The sequence below is a fragment of the Phytobacter sp. SCO41 genome (genome assembly GCF_003073275.1).
GTDB classification, from domain to species: domain Bacteria; phylum Pseudomonadota; class Gammaproteobacteria; order Enterobacterales; family Enterobacteriaceae; genus Phytobacter; species Phytobacter diazotrophicus.
In genome coordinates, this window is the sequence record NZ_CP027225.1 from 2,403,460 (window position 1) to 2,418,391 (window position 14,932).

At 51.6% G+C, this 14,932-nt stretch carries 12 protein-coding genes; 8 read left to right on the forward strand and 4 right to left on the reverse strand.

Translation table 11 applies throughout. The features are described 5' to 3' along the window. The first annotated feature begins 254 nt into the window (after positions 1-254). From fdnG to C5523_RS11775, 4 genes are all read left to right on the forward strand, one after another. On the forward strand, positions 255-3,305 hold the full coding sequence (fdnG, locus tag C5523_RS11760; RefSeq protein WP_072039773.1) for a formate dehydrogenase-N subunit alpha: 3,051 nt from the start codon (positions 255-257) through the stop codon (positions 3,303-3,305). 12 nt (positions 3,306-3,317) lie between these two features. Continuing rightward, positions 3,318-4,205 (forward strand): formate dehydrogenase subunit beta, encoded by an 888-nt coding sequence (gene fdxH, locus C5523_RS11765; RefSeq protein WP_108701149.1) that lies wholly within the window; start codon positions 3,318-3,320, stop codon positions 4,203-4,205. Further along, positions 4,198-4,851: a formate dehydrogenase-N subunit gamma gene (gene fdnI, locus C5523_RS11770; RefSeq protein ID WP_041851485.1), complete on the forward strand. Its 654-nt coding sequence runs from the start codon at positions 4,198-4,200 to the stop codon at positions 4,849-4,851. The genes fdxH and fdnI overlap by 8 nt, the downstream gene beginning before the upstream one ends. 191 nt (positions 4,852-5,042) lie before the next feature. After that, a complete protein-coding gene (locus C5523_RS11775) occupies positions 5,043-5,957 on the forward strand; it encodes an ATP-grasp fold amidoligase family protein (RefSeq protein ID WP_108701150.1) in 915 nt (304 codons plus the stop codon). Between the two features lie 10 nt (positions 5,958-5,967). Here C5523_RS11775 and C5523_RS11780 read toward each other — a convergent pair whose 3' ends face one another. Both C5523_RS11780 and C5523_RS11785 read right to left on the reverse strand, forming a co-directional pair. Next, complete coding sequence (locus C5523_RS11780; RefSeq protein WP_041851483.1) at positions 5,968-7,044, reverse strand: HAMP domain-containing sensor histidine kinase; 1,077 nt, start codon at positions 7,042-7,044, stop codon at positions 5,968-5,970. After that, positions 7,041-7,745 carry a response regulator gene (locus tag C5523_RS11785; protein WP_041851482.1) on the reverse strand — a complete coding sequence of 235 codons (705 nt, stop codon included), beginning with the start codon at positions 7,743-7,745 and terminating at the stop codon, positions 7,041-7,043. The genes C5523_RS11780 and C5523_RS11785 overlap by 4 nt, the downstream gene beginning before the upstream one ends. A 375-nt stretch (positions 7,746-8,120) precedes the next feature. On the opposite strand from C5523_RS11785, the gene C5523_RS11790 reads away from it, so the two are divergent. Beyond that, positions 8,121-8,528, forward strand: a complete 408-nt coding sequence (locus C5523_RS11790; RefSeq protein WP_108701151.1) for a transporter — start codon at positions 8,121-8,123, stop codon at positions 8,526-8,528. A gap of 196 nt (positions 8,529-8,724) precedes the next feature. Then, on the forward strand, positions 8,725-11,841 hold the full coding sequence (locus C5523_RS11795) for a multidrug efflux RND transporter permease subunit (RefSeq protein WP_108701152.1): 3,117 nt from the start codon (positions 8,725-8,727) through the stop codon (positions 11,839-11,841). 20 nt (positions 11,842-11,861) lie between these two features. Here C5523_RS11795 and C5523_RS11800 read toward each other — a convergent pair whose 3' ends face one another. Continuing rightward, positions 11,862-12,212: a DUF1304 domain-containing protein gene (locus C5523_RS11800; RefSeq protein ID WP_041851479.1), complete on the reverse strand. Its 351-nt coding sequence runs from the start codon at positions 12,210-12,212 to the stop codon at positions 11,862-11,864. Between the two features lie 127 nt (positions 12,213-12,339). After that, positions 12,340-12,945, reverse strand: coding sequence for a glutathione S-transferase family protein (locus tag C5523_RS11805; RefSeq protein WP_108701153.1), 606 nt, complete (start codon positions 12,943-12,945; stop codon positions 12,340-12,342). 285 nt (positions 12,946-13,230) lie between these two features. On the opposite strand from C5523_RS11805, the gene C5523_RS11810 reads away from it, so the two are divergent. Together C5523_RS11810 and C5523_RS11815 are read left to right on the forward strand one after the other, a co-directional pair. After that, positions 13,231-14,121: a LysR substrate-binding domain-containing protein gene (locus tag C5523_RS11810; protein WP_108701154.1), complete on the forward strand. Its 891-nt coding sequence runs from the start codon at positions 13,231-13,233 to the stop codon at positions 14,119-14,121. 67 nt (positions 14,122-14,188) lie between these two features. Beyond that, positions 14,189-14,887, forward strand: a complete 699-nt coding sequence (locus C5523_RS11815) for an RluA family pseudouridine synthase (protein ID WP_079498020.1) — start codon at positions 14,189-14,191, stop codon at positions 14,885-14,887. The last annotated feature ends 45 nt before the right edge of the window (positions 14,888-14,932 follow it).

Consider the following 14,932-nt stretch of genomic DNA (forward strand, 5'->3'; position numbering starts at 1 on the left):
AGGTCGCTGATGCCACCCGGCGACGCGTTTCTTTGCCGGGGACAGTCGCTTCCTGCATCGATCTTTTTAAAAAGCGATAAGGCGAAACAGGCGTTTAACCACGCAAATAACCCGTTGCGATCAGTTTCCCTTTTCTTCAATACAATCAAAAAATTGACCTGTATCAATAACCACATAAGAGTAATGGTTTCCCGCTTCGATTGACCCTATAATCTCCGTCCCTTTTCATGTCTTAAGTTTAAGCTGGAGGATACATGGAGCTCAGCCGGAGGCAGTTCTTTCGAATCTGCGCGGGCGGTATGGCAGGAACCACTGTTGCATCTCTCGGATTTTTATCATCTTTTTCCGTTCATGCGGAAACACGTCAATACAAACTCTTAAAAGCAAAAGAGACGCGTAATAACTGTACCTACTGCTCAGTCGGTTGCGGCATGCTGATGTACAGCCTTGGCGATACGGCCAAAAACGTTAAAGAAAGCATTTACCATATTGAAGGCGACCCGGATCACCCGGTAAGCCGGGGCTCATTGTGTCCGAAAGGGGCTGGCGTGCTTGACTATATTCACAGCGAAACGCGCCTGAAATACCCTGAATACCGTGCGCCAGGCTCGGATAAATGGGTGCGTATCAGTTGGGATGACGCCATTAACCGCATTGCGCGGTTAATGAAAGATGACCGTGACGCGAACTTTATCGAAAAAAATGCGCAGGGGCAGACCGTCAACCGCTGGACCACCACCGGCATGCTCTGCTCCTCGGCGGCCAGTAATGAGACCGGCATTCTCGACGGCAAATTTACCCGCAGCCTCGGGATGGTCGCTATCGATTGCCAGGCGCGTCTGTGCCACGGGCCGACCGTCTCTGCGCTGGCACCCACCTTTGGTCGCGGTGCGATGACCAACAACTGGGTGGATATTAAAAATGCCAACGTGGTGCTGATCATGGGCGGCAACGCCGCTGAGGCTCACCCGGTGGGCTTTAAGTGGGTCGTTGAAGCACAAACGAAAAATGACGCCACCGTGGTGGTGGTCGATCCGCGCTTTAACCGCAGTGCCGCCGTGGCCGATCTCTATGCGCCCATCCGTGCGGGATCGGACACCGCGTTCCTGTTGGGCGTCATCCGTTATCTGCTGGAAAACGATCGTATTCAACACGACTACGTGCGCCATTACACCAACGCCAGCCTGCTTATCCGCGACGACTATCAGTTTGAAGATGGCGTGTTCAGCGGCTATGACGCGAAAAAACGCCAGTACGATAAATCGAGCTGGTTCTATCAGTTGGATGAAAAGGGCAACGCGCTGCGTGACGAGACGTTAAGCCATCCGCGCTGCGTCTGGAACCTGCTGAAAAAACACGTCGAACACTACACGCCGGAAATGGTCAACCGCCTGTGCGGCACCTCACTGTCCGATTTCAACCGCATTTGCGAGATCCTTGCCAGCACCAGCGTGCCGGATCGCACCGCGACCATCCTCTATGCACTGGGCTGGACACACCACAGCGCCGGGGCGCAAATCATCCGCGCCGCGGCCATGCTACAACTGCTGCTCGGGAATATCGGTATGGCGGGCGGCGGCGTCAACGCGCTACGCGGTCACTCCAACATTCAGGGTTATACCGACCTTGGCCTGCTGTCGACCAATCTTCCCGGCTACATGCCGTTGCCGTCGGAAAAACAGCCGGATTATCAGACCTATATTTCGCAAATCACCCCGCCTGCGCTGGGGGTGAACGAAGTGAACTACTGGCAAAACACACCGAAATTCTTTATCAGCATGATGAAAAGTTTCTGGGGCGAGCATGCGACGGCGGAGAACAACTGGGGTTATGACTGGCTGCCGAAGTGGGATCGCCTCTATGACGTGATGACCCAGGCCGAGCTGATGCTGGAAGGGAAGATTAACGGTTACATCGTGCAGGGCTTTAACCCGCTGGCGGCGTTTCCGGATAAAAACAAATCCTCCCGCGCGCTCTCAAAGCTGAAATACATGGTAGTGATTGACCCGCTGGTAACGGAATCGTCGAATTTCTGGCAGCACCACGGGGAGATGAATGACGTCAATCCTGCGGATATCCAAACGGAAATCTTCCGTCTGCCGTCATCCTGTTTTGCCGAAGAAAACGGTTCGATTGCCAACTCCGGGCGCTGGCTACAGTGGCACTGGGCGGCGGCGGAGCCACCAGGCGAAGCGTTGCACGATGGCAAGATCCTCGGGCGTTTGTTTATGCGCCTGCGTGAGCTTTATCAGCAGGAAGGGGGCGCAAACCCGGCACCGCTGATGAACATCAACTGGAACTATAAAGACCCGTACGATCCGCATCCGGAAGAGATTGCCCGTGAAGCGAACGGAATGGCGCTGGCCGATCTTTATGACGACAAGGGGCAACTGATTGTCAAAAAAGGCCAGCAGCTCAGCAGTTTTGCCCAGCTTCGTGATGACGGCACCACTAGCAGCTTTTGTTGGGTGTATTGCGGGTGCTGGACAGAGCAGGGCAACCAGATGGCCAACCGCGATAATAGCGATCCGTATGGCCTTGGCTGTACGCCGGGCTGGGCGTGGTCGTGGCCGGCAAACCGCCGTATCCTCTATAACCGCGCCTCTGCCGACCCGGCAGGGAAACCGTGGGACGCCAAACGTGCATTGCTGCACTGGGATGGCAAAAAGTGGAGCGGGATGGACGTGGCGGATTACAGCCAGGCCGCACCGGGCAGTCATGTCGGGCCGTTTATCATGAACCCGGAAGGGGTGGCGCGCCTGTTCTCCCTGGACAAAATGAACGACGGGCCGTTCCCGGAACATTACGAACCGATTGAGTCGCCGATTGGCACTAACCCGCTGCATCCGGCGGTGGTTTCCAGCCCGGTGGCGCGTATTTTCCATGATGATATCGCCAATATGGGCAAAGCGGACGCCTTCCCGTATGTCGCGACCACCTATTCCATTACCGAACTGTTCCGCCACTGGACCAAACACGCGCGTCTCAACGCCATCGCTCAGCCCGATCAGTTCATCGAAATTGGTGAAGCGCTGGCACAGAAAAAAGGCATTGCGGCAGGCGATACGGTGAAAGTGAGTTCGAAACGCGGCTTTATCAAAGCGAAAGCGGTGGTGACGAAACGTCTGCAGACGCTGACCATAGACGGTAAGCCAGTGGATACGATCGGCATACCCTGTCACTGGGGTTTTGAAGGGGCAACGCGCAAAGGCTTCCTTGCCAACACGCTGACGCCATCGGTCGGTGATGCCAACTCGCAAACGCCGGAGTACAAGGCGTTTTTGGTTAACATCGAGCGCGTGTAAAGGAGGGAACCTATGGCTATGCAATCACAAGATGTTATCAAGCGCTCCGCAACCAATGGGCTGACGCCGCCGCCTCAGGCGCGGGACTTCCGCGCGGAAGTGGCAAAACTTATCGATGTCAGCGTCTGTATTGGTTGTAAAGGCTGCCAGGTCGCCTGTTCTGAATGGAACGATATTCGCGACGAGGTGGGCTACTGCAACGGCGTGTATGACAACCCAACCGACCTGAGCGCGAAGTCCTGGACGGTAATGCGTTTTAGCGAAACCACGCAGAACGACAAACTGGAATGGCTTATTCGCAAAGATGGCTGTATGCACTGCGCAGATCCTGGCTGTCTTAAGGCCTGCCCGTCTGCCGGGGCGATCGTTCAGTACGCCAACGGGATTGTGGATTTTCAGTCCGAGCACTGTATTGGCTGCGGCTACTGCATTGCTGGCTGTCCGTTTAACATCCCACGGCTGAACCCGGACGATAACCGTGTCTATAAATGCACACTTTGCGTTGACAGGGTCAGCGTCGGCCAGGAACCGGCGTGCGTGAAAACGTGCCCGACCGGGGCGATTCAGTTTGGCACCAAACAAGAGATGCTGAACGTGGCCGAAACCCGCGTGGAGCAGCTTAAAAAGCGCGGATACGACCACGCGGGCGTCTATAACCCGCAAGGCGTGGGTGGCACGCACGTGATGTATGTTCTGCATCATGCGGACCAGCCTGCGCTGTATCACAACCTGCCAAACGACCCGCAGATTTCCACGCCGGTCAATTTATGGAAAGGCGTTCTCAAACCGCTCTCCGCTGCCGGGTTTATCGCCACCTTTGCCGGGCTGATTTACCACTATGTGGGAATAGGGCCGAACAAAGAGACGGATGACGACGAAGAGGAAAACGGCCATGAGTAAAAGCAAAATGATCCTGCGCACAAAGTTTATTGACCGCGCCTGTCACTGGACGGTGGTGATCAGTTTCTTTCTGGTGTCACTTTCCGGCATCGCGCTCTTTTTCCCCACCCTGCAATGGTTAACCGAAACCTTCGGGACGCCGCAGGTAGGGCGCATTTTGCATCCCTTCTTCGGCGTACTGATTTTCGTTCTGCTGATGTTTATGTTTGTCCGTTTTGTGCATCACAACATTCCTGATAAGCAGGATATCCCGTGGCTTAAAGGGATTATTGAGGTATTGAAAGGTAACGAGCATAAAGTGGCGGATGTCGGGAAATATAACGCCGGGCAGAAGATGATGTTCTGGAGCATCATGAGCCTGATTTTTGTGCTGCTGATCACCGGCGTTATTATCTGGCGACCCTATTTTGCCCATTATTTCTCCATCACCTTTGTGCGCTGGAGTTTATTAATCCACGCGACGGCCGCGATTGTGCTGATTCACGCCATTCTGATCCATATGTATATGGCGTTCTGGGTGAAAGGCTCGATTAAAGGCATGATTGAAGGCAAAGTCAGCCGCCGCTGGGCGAAGAAGCATCACCCGCGCTGGTATCGTGACGTTGAAGCGGCCGAAAATAAGGCGCAAGAGGGTAAATCTTTATAATGTCATGGCGACCACTGCGCAGCGGTGGTCGCTGTTGTAAAGCATTGCGTTTGACCTCAGAAAACCCGCAGGTTTTGGCATTTAAATAGACACGTATGATTTATCGCCGCGTGCTCCATACTCTCTCCATTAACTGAACAATATAAATCAATCATCCTCCGACACAATATCGACTGTGCCCAGGAGGAACCATGAATAAACTTAATTACATTCTCAAATACGCTGAATATTTAATCCGAAAAAGCAGGGTGTTTGTTACTACGGATCTTTACTTTCATACAGCCGCGCTCAACAAACTTTCCGAACGCCCGTCAAACCTGATGAAGCCAGTGACATTGAGTGAGAAAATTTGTCATCGTCTGGTATTTGATCGCAACCCTCTTTATACATTACTGGCGGATAAACTCGCCGTTAGAGAATATGTCCATGCCAGAACCAAACGGGTTAAAACCATCCCCTTGATTGGCGTCTATCACCGTGTGGAAGATATTGACTTTAGCCAGTTACCCGAACGCTTTGTGTTAAAATGCAATCATGACAGTGGCAGTGCGGTAATTTGTACCGATAAAGGCAGATTTGAGCCTGCGAAAGCATTAAATAAATTAAAACTAGCCCTCAATAAAAACATGTATTACACCACCAGAGAATGGCAGTACAAATCTATAACACCGGTTATTCTCTGCGAAGAGTATATCGATATTTTTTCTGGGACAGTGAAAAAACAGACGCCAGAAATGTTAAGAATACACTGCTTTCATGGTGTGGCTTGTTTTGTTGAAGCCGATTTTACCGATGAAAACGGCAATGAGTACATTAATGTTTATGACAGATCATGGAAGCTTCAACCTTTCCAGATGGAATACCCAAACACACCTGATGCCGTTGAGGAGCCAACATTATTCTATAACGCTATTATTGCGGCTCAGGAACTGGCAGGAGAGATTGACTATGGTCGTGTCGATTTGATGTTGCAAGGGGATGAAATCTATTTTAGTGAAATAACATTAAGCCCCAGGCGCGGGAAGCTAAAGATCACCCCTGCAAGCTGGAACGTAAAATTAGGGGAGATGTGGGATCTGACGCTGTGTAAAAACAGGCTCAATTGAGCCTGCATTGTTATTTTTGGTCCTGGCTCACCGGCCACGACAGTGTAAAAATTGAGTGATTTTCTGGTGTCAGGGTGTAAGTTGCATTCCCGCCGTGGGCGAGCATGATCGCTCTGACCACCGATAATCCTAAGCCACACCCCTCAGGGTGACTCTTTCTTGCATATTCTCCACGTTGAAAAGGCTGAAATAAGAGACTGTGGAGTTCCTCAGGAATGCCAGGGCCGCTGTCTTCAACGAGGATGACGTTCTCTTTCCCGACAATGCCATTTTTTACCCGTAGCGATCGTGACGATGAGTATTTTAAGGCATTATCAAAAAGCACGGTCAGGCATTGCATAATGCGCATAGGGTCACAGAAACAGCGCTGGTGCTCAAGTTCGGTTGCGATAGTAAAGTCTTCGCGCTGAAATTCCGGCGAAAAGTTATCCAGCACACTGGTAATCGTTACCTCAAGATCGGTCTCACTGAGGGTTAGCGTATATCCGGCTCCGCCGTAAGAACTAACAACCCGCAGATCTTCGATTAAATGCGCCAGGCCTTCGGTTTGCTTAAGCAGGTTTTGGAACAGTACGGGCGCGGGCTCGAACACACCGTCAACCAGTCCTTGCAGCCGTCCTCGCAGAATAGTCACCGGGGTTCTAAGTTCATGAGCGATGGCCGAATTCCATAAGTTGCGCTGAATATCCAGTGTCTGCAGTTTTTCTGCCATTTCGTTGAAATCATTAACCAGATTATTCATCTCTCCCAACTGAGAGCTTGTACAGGTTGCCCTTGCGTCAAGATTGCCCTGTGAAATCTGTTTCAGGCTATACGCTACCGCATTTAGCGGCGTCAAAATTCTTGAAGAGAGTTTCACCGTAAAGAAGAGAGACACGACCAGACTGGTCAGCGAAGCAATCATGATCCACAGCCAGTCCACGAGGGTCATCTCATCTTCATTTCCTGTCAGGGCACCCCCCGGCAGATAGTAAATTAAGAAACTATAAAATAAATAAGAGCCCAGGATGGCGATAGCAATAATGATGAAGGTGAGCGACACCATATAGGTCAATATTTGACGACTAAGAATAGGGTCTTTTTTCATTTATTCTCACCCAGGCGGTAACCCAGCCCTCTGATACTCTCCGGGATCCCTTTGAGCCCCGCATTCTCAAGCTTTTTGCGCAGCTTACTCATGTGGCTGTCCACGGTTCTGTCCAGTGAATCACCTTCTGGCAGGCAGGCATCAAGTAACTCTTCGCGTGAGCATACCTTGCGTGGATTGCGCGCCAGATAGGTGAGAAGTTTAAATTCCGTCGTCGTCAACACCGGCGTGACGACCTCATCCGTGACGGTTATCTCAACATAAAAATCATCAGGATAAATGGTCAGGCAAGGCGTTCTTATCGGCCTTGTATTTGCAACCTCTGTGTTTACTTTGGTTCTGCGTAGTACAGCTTCAACCCGTGCAATAACCTCCGAAGGGTTAAACGGTTTTATCACATAATCGTCAGCCCCGAGCCGCAGCCCCATCAGTTTATCGATATCCTGATCAAGTGCCGTCACCATGATAACCGGTACGTTACTCTCTTTGCGCAAGGTTGTAAGAACATTCCATCCGTCATAAACAGGCAGATGGATATCAAGTAAGATGAGGTCTGGTTTGTGCAGGCGAGTAAAATTAATTGCCTGCTCACCATCCCTGGCCCGGAAGGTTTTCATACCCGCGCGTTGCAAATAGCTTATCAGTATGTCGGCAATTTCATCGTCGTCTTCAGCGACAATGATCAGGTTATCGTTGTTCATTTTATCTTCCATCAGTACCGATGATAGAAATTACTCTATCTTAAAAGATCTTATGTCGTAATTGTTTAAAGGTTATTGAATACAATATGCGTAAAGTTTGCATGTCTGATATTACTCCCTGTTAAGAACAATCTGACAGCCACGGTTCGAAAAAGTTTCATTTTCATGTCTTTTTCCGAAAGATCTAGAGTATGTGAGGGTTTCTCCATACTGGCTACACAATCCCGAAATAAACAATCAACAATCTGATGCAATCATTTTCATCTGGAGAAACCCGGCCAGACGCCGATTGCTATTCATTTCAAGATTTATAACGTCTAAAGCCAGCGCTTTATGCGTAATTTATGCGTGCCAGATTGTGTCAGGGAAAACAGTATGAAAGACATTGAACGTATTTTTCAAAAGGTAATTTGGGACTCTTTTTTATTTTTTCTGGTGTCATGCATATTACTCTTTCCGTGGTTGTTTGTCGCGCACGCTATTGAAGAAAAAACGAATGTGGCGGTCATCTCATTGCCCCTTGCGTTTGCGTGTGTCGTTATCGCTTTTTTCTTTTTTATCATCCAGAAGAAACCGGGGGCATTAAAGGAGCTAGCCGTCATAACGTTCTATGTCATTGTTGTCTTTATTTATACTATTCTGGTGTTCAATTTACTTCTCAATATCATGCCGGGTCTGGATGATTTTATATTTTATTATGGGTGTTTTTTGAGCATCTTTTTCTTCGGTACGCCAGTGTACTTAGTGATGCGGATGATTTGGATTTTTTTCACAATGAAATAATGGAGTGAGACATAAATGTAGAACAATGTCTGGCTCCACACTCTTTCCATAAACCTGCCATACGTGGTCAATATCAACTTCTTATCATTGGAATTCATTTTTCGCAGATGACTTTGCGCCGGGTAGCCTGGAGCAGGCTAGTGAGCCGTTTTATTTTTTTTATGAACGTTATGTCAGTTGACTGGAATTATTTCTGATGCCGCATTTTTTTATTGAAAGACCCATTTTTGCCTGGGTGGTCGCGCTGTTTATTGTACTGACCGGCATATTGTCCATCCCCCGACTGCCTGTCGCGCAATATCCGGCGGTCGCACCGCCTGGTATTATCATCTCGCTCAGTTATCCCGGCGCCAGCCCGGATGTCATGAACACCTCTGTCGTTTCGCTTATTGAGCGCGAGATCTCAGGGGTGGATAACTTACTCTATTTTGAATCGTCCAGTGATACCACCGGCATGGCTTCGATCACCGTAACATTCAGGCCAGGTACAGACATTAAACTCGCCCAGATGGACCTGCAAAACCAGATAAAGATTGTAGAGCCGCGTTTACCGCAGGCTGTGCGGCAAAATGGTATTAACGTTGAGGCCGCTAATTCCGGGTTTCTGATGATGGTGGGTTTAAAATCCCCCACCGGCGAATATCAGGAAGCGGATTTAAGCGACTATTTCGCCAGAAATTTGACGGATGAACTGCGACGTGTGCCGGGTGTGGGGAAAGTCCAGCTCTTTGGCGGTGAAAAAGCGCTGCGAATCTGGCTTGATCCCATGAAATTACACAGTTACGGGCTCTCTGTTACGGACGTACTCACCGCCGTGAGTCAGCAAAACGTGATTGTTTCACCTGGCAGAACGGGAGACGAGCCTGCGGTCGCGGGTCAGACCGTTACCTATCCGATCACCGTCAGAGGGCAACTTACCTCGGTTGAGGCGTTTCGTAATATCACCCTTAAATCGGCGGTCTCCGGTGCGCGTCTGACACTGGCCGATATTGCCCGCGTTGAATCCGGGTTACAAAGCTATACCTTTGGTATACGTGAAAACGGTGTACCCGCAACGGCGGCCGCTATCCAGCTTTCGCCCGGTGCAAATGCTATCAACACGGCGTCCGGTGTCCGTGCGCGGCTGGCTGAGCTGTCAGGTGTACTGCCTGAGGGAATGGAATTTACGGTTCCTTTTGATACGGCACCTTTCGTTAAACTTTCCATAATGAAGGTGGTGGAGACATTCGTTGAAGCGATGGTTCTGGTCTTCCTCGTTATGCTGCTTTTCCTGCATAAAATCCGCTGCACGCTGATTCCTGCCATCGTGGCACCTGTGGCGCTGCTGGGCACCTTTACGGTGATGCTATTAAGCGGTTATTCCATCAACATTCTCACCATGTTTGGCATGGTGCTGGCTATCGGCATTATCGTTGATGACGCCATTGTCGTGGTCGAAAACGTCGAACGCCTGATGGAAGAAAAGGGGCTCTCCCCGAAGGAAGCTACGCGGCAAGCTATGCATGAAATCACGCCCGCAATCATTGGTATTACCCTGGTGCTTACGGCGGTATTTATTCCGATGGCATTTGCCGGAGGGTCTGTCGGAATTATTTATCGGCAGTTCTGTATCTCTATGGCAGTGTCTATTTTACTGTCCGCCTTTCTGGCCCTGACGCTCACGCCAGCACTCTGCGCAACGATATTAAAGCCCCATCATCATGCCTCCCGCCAAGGCCGCGCGTTTTCCGTGTGGTTCAACGGTCGGTTTCATGCGCTTACTGCGTTTTACGCATCCGGCCTCGGATTTGCTCTGAAACGGACCGGACGGATGATGGTGCTCTATGCCGCGCTGTGCATGGCGCTTTTTTTGGGGCTCTCTTCATTGCCGTCGTCGTTTTTACCGGATGAAGATCAAGGCTACTTTATGTCGTCAATCCAGCTTCCCTCAGACGCGACGATGCAGCGTACGCTCAAGGTGGTTCAAAAATTTGAAGAGGAAATCGCCAGCCAACCGGCGATTGAAAGCAACATCATGATCCTCGGCTTTGGGTTTTCAGGCTCTGGTCAGAACTCGGCGATGGCTTTTACCACACTCAAGGACTGGAAACACCGTGAAGGAACAAGCGCACAGGATGAAGCTGACCATATCCAATCAAGAATGGAGAGTGTGTCCGACGCGGTAACCATGAGTCTGCTTCCTCCGGCTATTTCTGATATGGGGACTTCATCCGGGTTCACTTATTATGTGCAAGACCGGGGAGGGAAGGGCTATCAGGCGCTAAAAAAGGCAGCGGATGAACTCGTCCAGCGCGCCAATAAGAACCCGTATTTGAGCGATGTCTATATTGATGGCCTGCCGGAGGGATCAACACTTGCCCTGAACATTGACAGGGAAAAAGCCGAAGCCATGGGGGTCTCGTTTGATGAAATCAATCAAACCCTTTCTGTCGCAACGGGGTCTAACTATGTCAATGATTACATCAATAATGGGCGGGTTCAGCAGGTCATTGTTCAGGCTGATGCGCCGTTTCGTATGCAGCCGGAACAGCTATTGCGTTTATCGGTTAAAAACCGCCAGGGGGAGATGCTGCCAGTGTCCACGTTTGTGACGCTTGCCTGGCATGTCGCGCCGCAGCAACTGAATCGCTACCAGGGTTATCCTGCCATTCGAATTACCGGAAGTGCATCCACTGGTGAATCTACAGGCACCGCAATGGCGGCAATGGAGGAACTTGCAAAAAACTTACCGTCGGGTTTTGCGGGCGAATGGGCAGGCAGTTCATTACAGGAAAAGGCCTCTGCATCGCAGCTTCCGGGGCTCATTGTACTGTCGATGCTAGTGGTGTTTATGGTGCTCGCCGCGCTTTATGAAAGCTGGTCTGTTCCCTTCGCGGTTATGCTGGTTGTTCCGCTGGGGCTACTCGGCGCCGTGCTGGCGGTCATCGTCGCACAGATGACGAACGACGTCTTTTTTAAAGTCGGTCTGATAACCCTGATTGGGCTCTCCGCCAAGAACGCCATTCTGATCATTGAATTTGCGAGACAATTAATGCGCCAGGGCAAAAACGTCATCGAAGCAACCCTGATCGCCGCCGGACAGCGTTTGCGCCCGATACTCATGACCTCTTTAGCGTTCACATTAGGGGTGGTGCCCCTGATGCTTGCCAAAGGGGCAAGTGACAGCACGCAACATGCCATTGGGACAGGGGTGTTTGGCGGGATGATCAGTGCAACGTTACTCGCTGTTTTCTTTGTTCCCGTCTTTTTCGTCGTGATTGTCCGCTTTCTTGAAACGCGAAACCTGGAACACAAAAAGACCAGGAACGATTAATCTCCGCCATCGTTCGTCATTTATTGCATCAAGAGCGCTACCATCGCGATAAGCGCCGGTAGCGCCTGAACATAGAGGATTTTCTTGCTGGCGGTTGCCGCGCCAAACACCCCGGCGATCAACACGCATGCCAGGAAGAAAAGCTTGACCTGAAACCCGGCATCGCCCAGCCATAACCCCCACAGTAAACCGGCGGCTAAAAAGCCGTTATACAGCCCCTGATTGGCGGCCAGCACGCGGGTGTCGCGGGCAAAATCGGCGCTCAGGTTAAACGCCTTGCGGCCGGTTTTGGTATCCCACAAAAACATTTCGAGAACCAGAATGTAGACATGGATCGCGGCGACAAGCGCGATGAGGATAGTTGCTAACACAAGAAACCTTAACGGATAAGAGCAGGGTATCTGGAGTATAGATAACGGCATAAAAAAACGAAGAAAAATCACTGCGTTTTAACGGGCGGATGCGGGTTAATGAATCATGTCATTCACCCGCCCCGTTTTAGCATAAGGGATATTTTTTAAAGGCGGGTAACGCCTCACAGGAACGGGCAAGTGAGGCAATGTTTTTAAAATCGTCGGCCAGCACCATATTCGGGATCATCGATTGAATAAAGGTCCACACCACCGTGCTGGTGACGGTAACCTGATCGGGGCGCCGGGCGGCAGCGCGGCCTGCCAGCATCGTGTCCCACTCCCGGCAGGCGGCTAACAATTGCTGGGTCACGCGCGCTACCCACGGCTGATGCTGCTTTTCTTCCGGTCTGAGATTGTGTTCGTAAATGTTTTGCACCGCTTTTTCGCAGGCGGCAAGCGCCACCCCCAACAGACGAAGATCCTGTGCCAGCGCGCCAGGCTCCGCAGGGAGTAATTTCTGGTCTGCGCCTGCCTGGGCCTCGAAATAATGCAAAATAAGAGATGAGTCCATTAACTGCACGCCGTTATCCAGCAGCAGTGTTGGCGCTTTGACGACCGGGTTAATGTGGGCGAACGCCTCAAATGAGCGAAAAACTGACAGCGGCATACTTTCAAATTCGATGCCATAGAGCTCCAGGGATACCGCAACACGCCTGACGTAAGGCGAGTCCATCATGCCAATGAGTTTCATCGTAACTCCTGCCCCTACATAGCAATAGCCATTAAGTGATTGACCGCGACACCTGCCCCGGTAACGAAAACAGAGAGACCTTACCGCAAATGGTCGTGGGCGAATATCACGGGTTTCTAACCTTATGTGTTAGTGTTTCTAACATCTTGCGCGGTTATCGCTCAGCCTGTAGACGGCGTTAAAATTAACGGGCATAACACCATGCTGGGTTATCAGTGGCCGCTGTAATAACGCCTGTTGGGTAGTAACGTTAACCTGGTGGCCCCTGTGTTTGAGGAAAGCACTATGTCGGATTTCCCCCCTATCGCCAGCCTGCGAAGCTTTGAGGCGGTTGCACGCCTGGGTAGCGTGACACTGGCAGCAAAAGAGATGAACGTGACCCATTCCGCCATCAGCCAGCAAATCAAAATCCTTGAGGCGCTGGTTGGCGTAAAACTGTTTATCCGTCACGGGCGCGGGGTGCAGATTAACGAAGAGGGGCGGCTCTATGCGCTACAGATACGCGAGGCGTTGAACCACATCTCGGAGGCCACCCGGCTGGTACAGGTAAAGCCGCGCACGATGGAACTGACGCTGGCGACGGTGCCGTCTTTTGGCAATCACTGGTTGCTGCCGCGCCTGATGCGCTTTCGCGAAAAATATCCCCTAATTTCATTACGTTTGCAGGCCAGCCTGACGGTCACCAGCCTGCAACAGGAGGGCATCGATATTGCTATCCGTATGGGGCAGGGCGACTGGGAAGGCATGGAGAGCCGCTTTCTTTTTTCTGATGAGCTGATTGTCGTTGCGGCACCTGGCTACAACAAGGGCAACTTACCCGCCACACCGCAAGAGGTGGCGAAGAGTGCCATTATCTTTTCGACGGAGTCGTGGAAAAGCTGGTGTCTGAATGCCGGGCTGGAAAAAGAGATCGTGCCCGCGGGATTGCGCATCAACGATTCGAACCTGGTCCTTGAAGCCGTGCGGCTGGGACGCGGTATTGCGCTGGAGCGACGCTCTCTGGTCCGGGACGCTATCACGCGGGGTGAGCTGGTACAGATAACGACGTTCACAGCGCCGTATCCCTGGCACTACTGGCTGGTGACCTCTCCACAGGCGGAGAAAGCGCGGGAAATCTCGCTTTTCATCGCCTGGCTTGATGAAGAGATCGCCCTGTGGCGCGAACAGGTGCAGTAAAGCCCGAATTCGCCAGGCGGCGGAGAATTCGCTATCATCCGCTCTCACTTTTTTGCCGGGCAGCCTGATGTCTGAGATTATCGATACCTTTATTGCCCCGCCGTGCCATGACGAGATAGAGATCCTCTGGCAGGACGAACATCTGGTGCTCATCAATAAACCCGCCGGGCTGCTCAGCCTCTCCGGGAAAAATCCGCAAAACCTCGACTCGGTGCATCACCGGCTGGTTAACATGTTCCCCGGCTGTACCCTGGTCCACCGCCTGGATTTCGGCACCTCCGGGTTGATGGTGGTGGCACGCAACAAAGCGATAAATGCCGCGATTTGCCACCAGTTCAGCCAGCGCACGGTAAGCAAGGTCTACAACGCGTTGCTGTGTGGGCATCTGGCCGATGACGACGGAGTGATCGACGCACCGATCGGCAAAGATCCGGCGCTCTTTCCGCTGATGTCGATTTGCGCTGCACACGGCAAACCGGCACGCTCCCGCTATCGGGTCGTGGAACGTTTTTATCAGCAAGGGGAAGACGGGGCGTTACTGCCACTGACGCGGGTTGCACTCATCCCGGAGACCGGGCGCACCCATCAGTTGCGCATTCACTGCCAGCACCTGGGTCATCCGATTCTGGGCTGCGATCTGTATGGTGGCCTGACGCTACCGGGCACGGCGCGAACACCACGACTGATGTTGCACGCCAGCGAACTGCATTTTGTGCATCCGGTCAGCGCAGCGCCGATAAACGCCTGCCACGCCAGCCCGTTCTGAACAGTAGATACTGTGAACGTCTTCAACCTTTTTAGCCATGGCTGA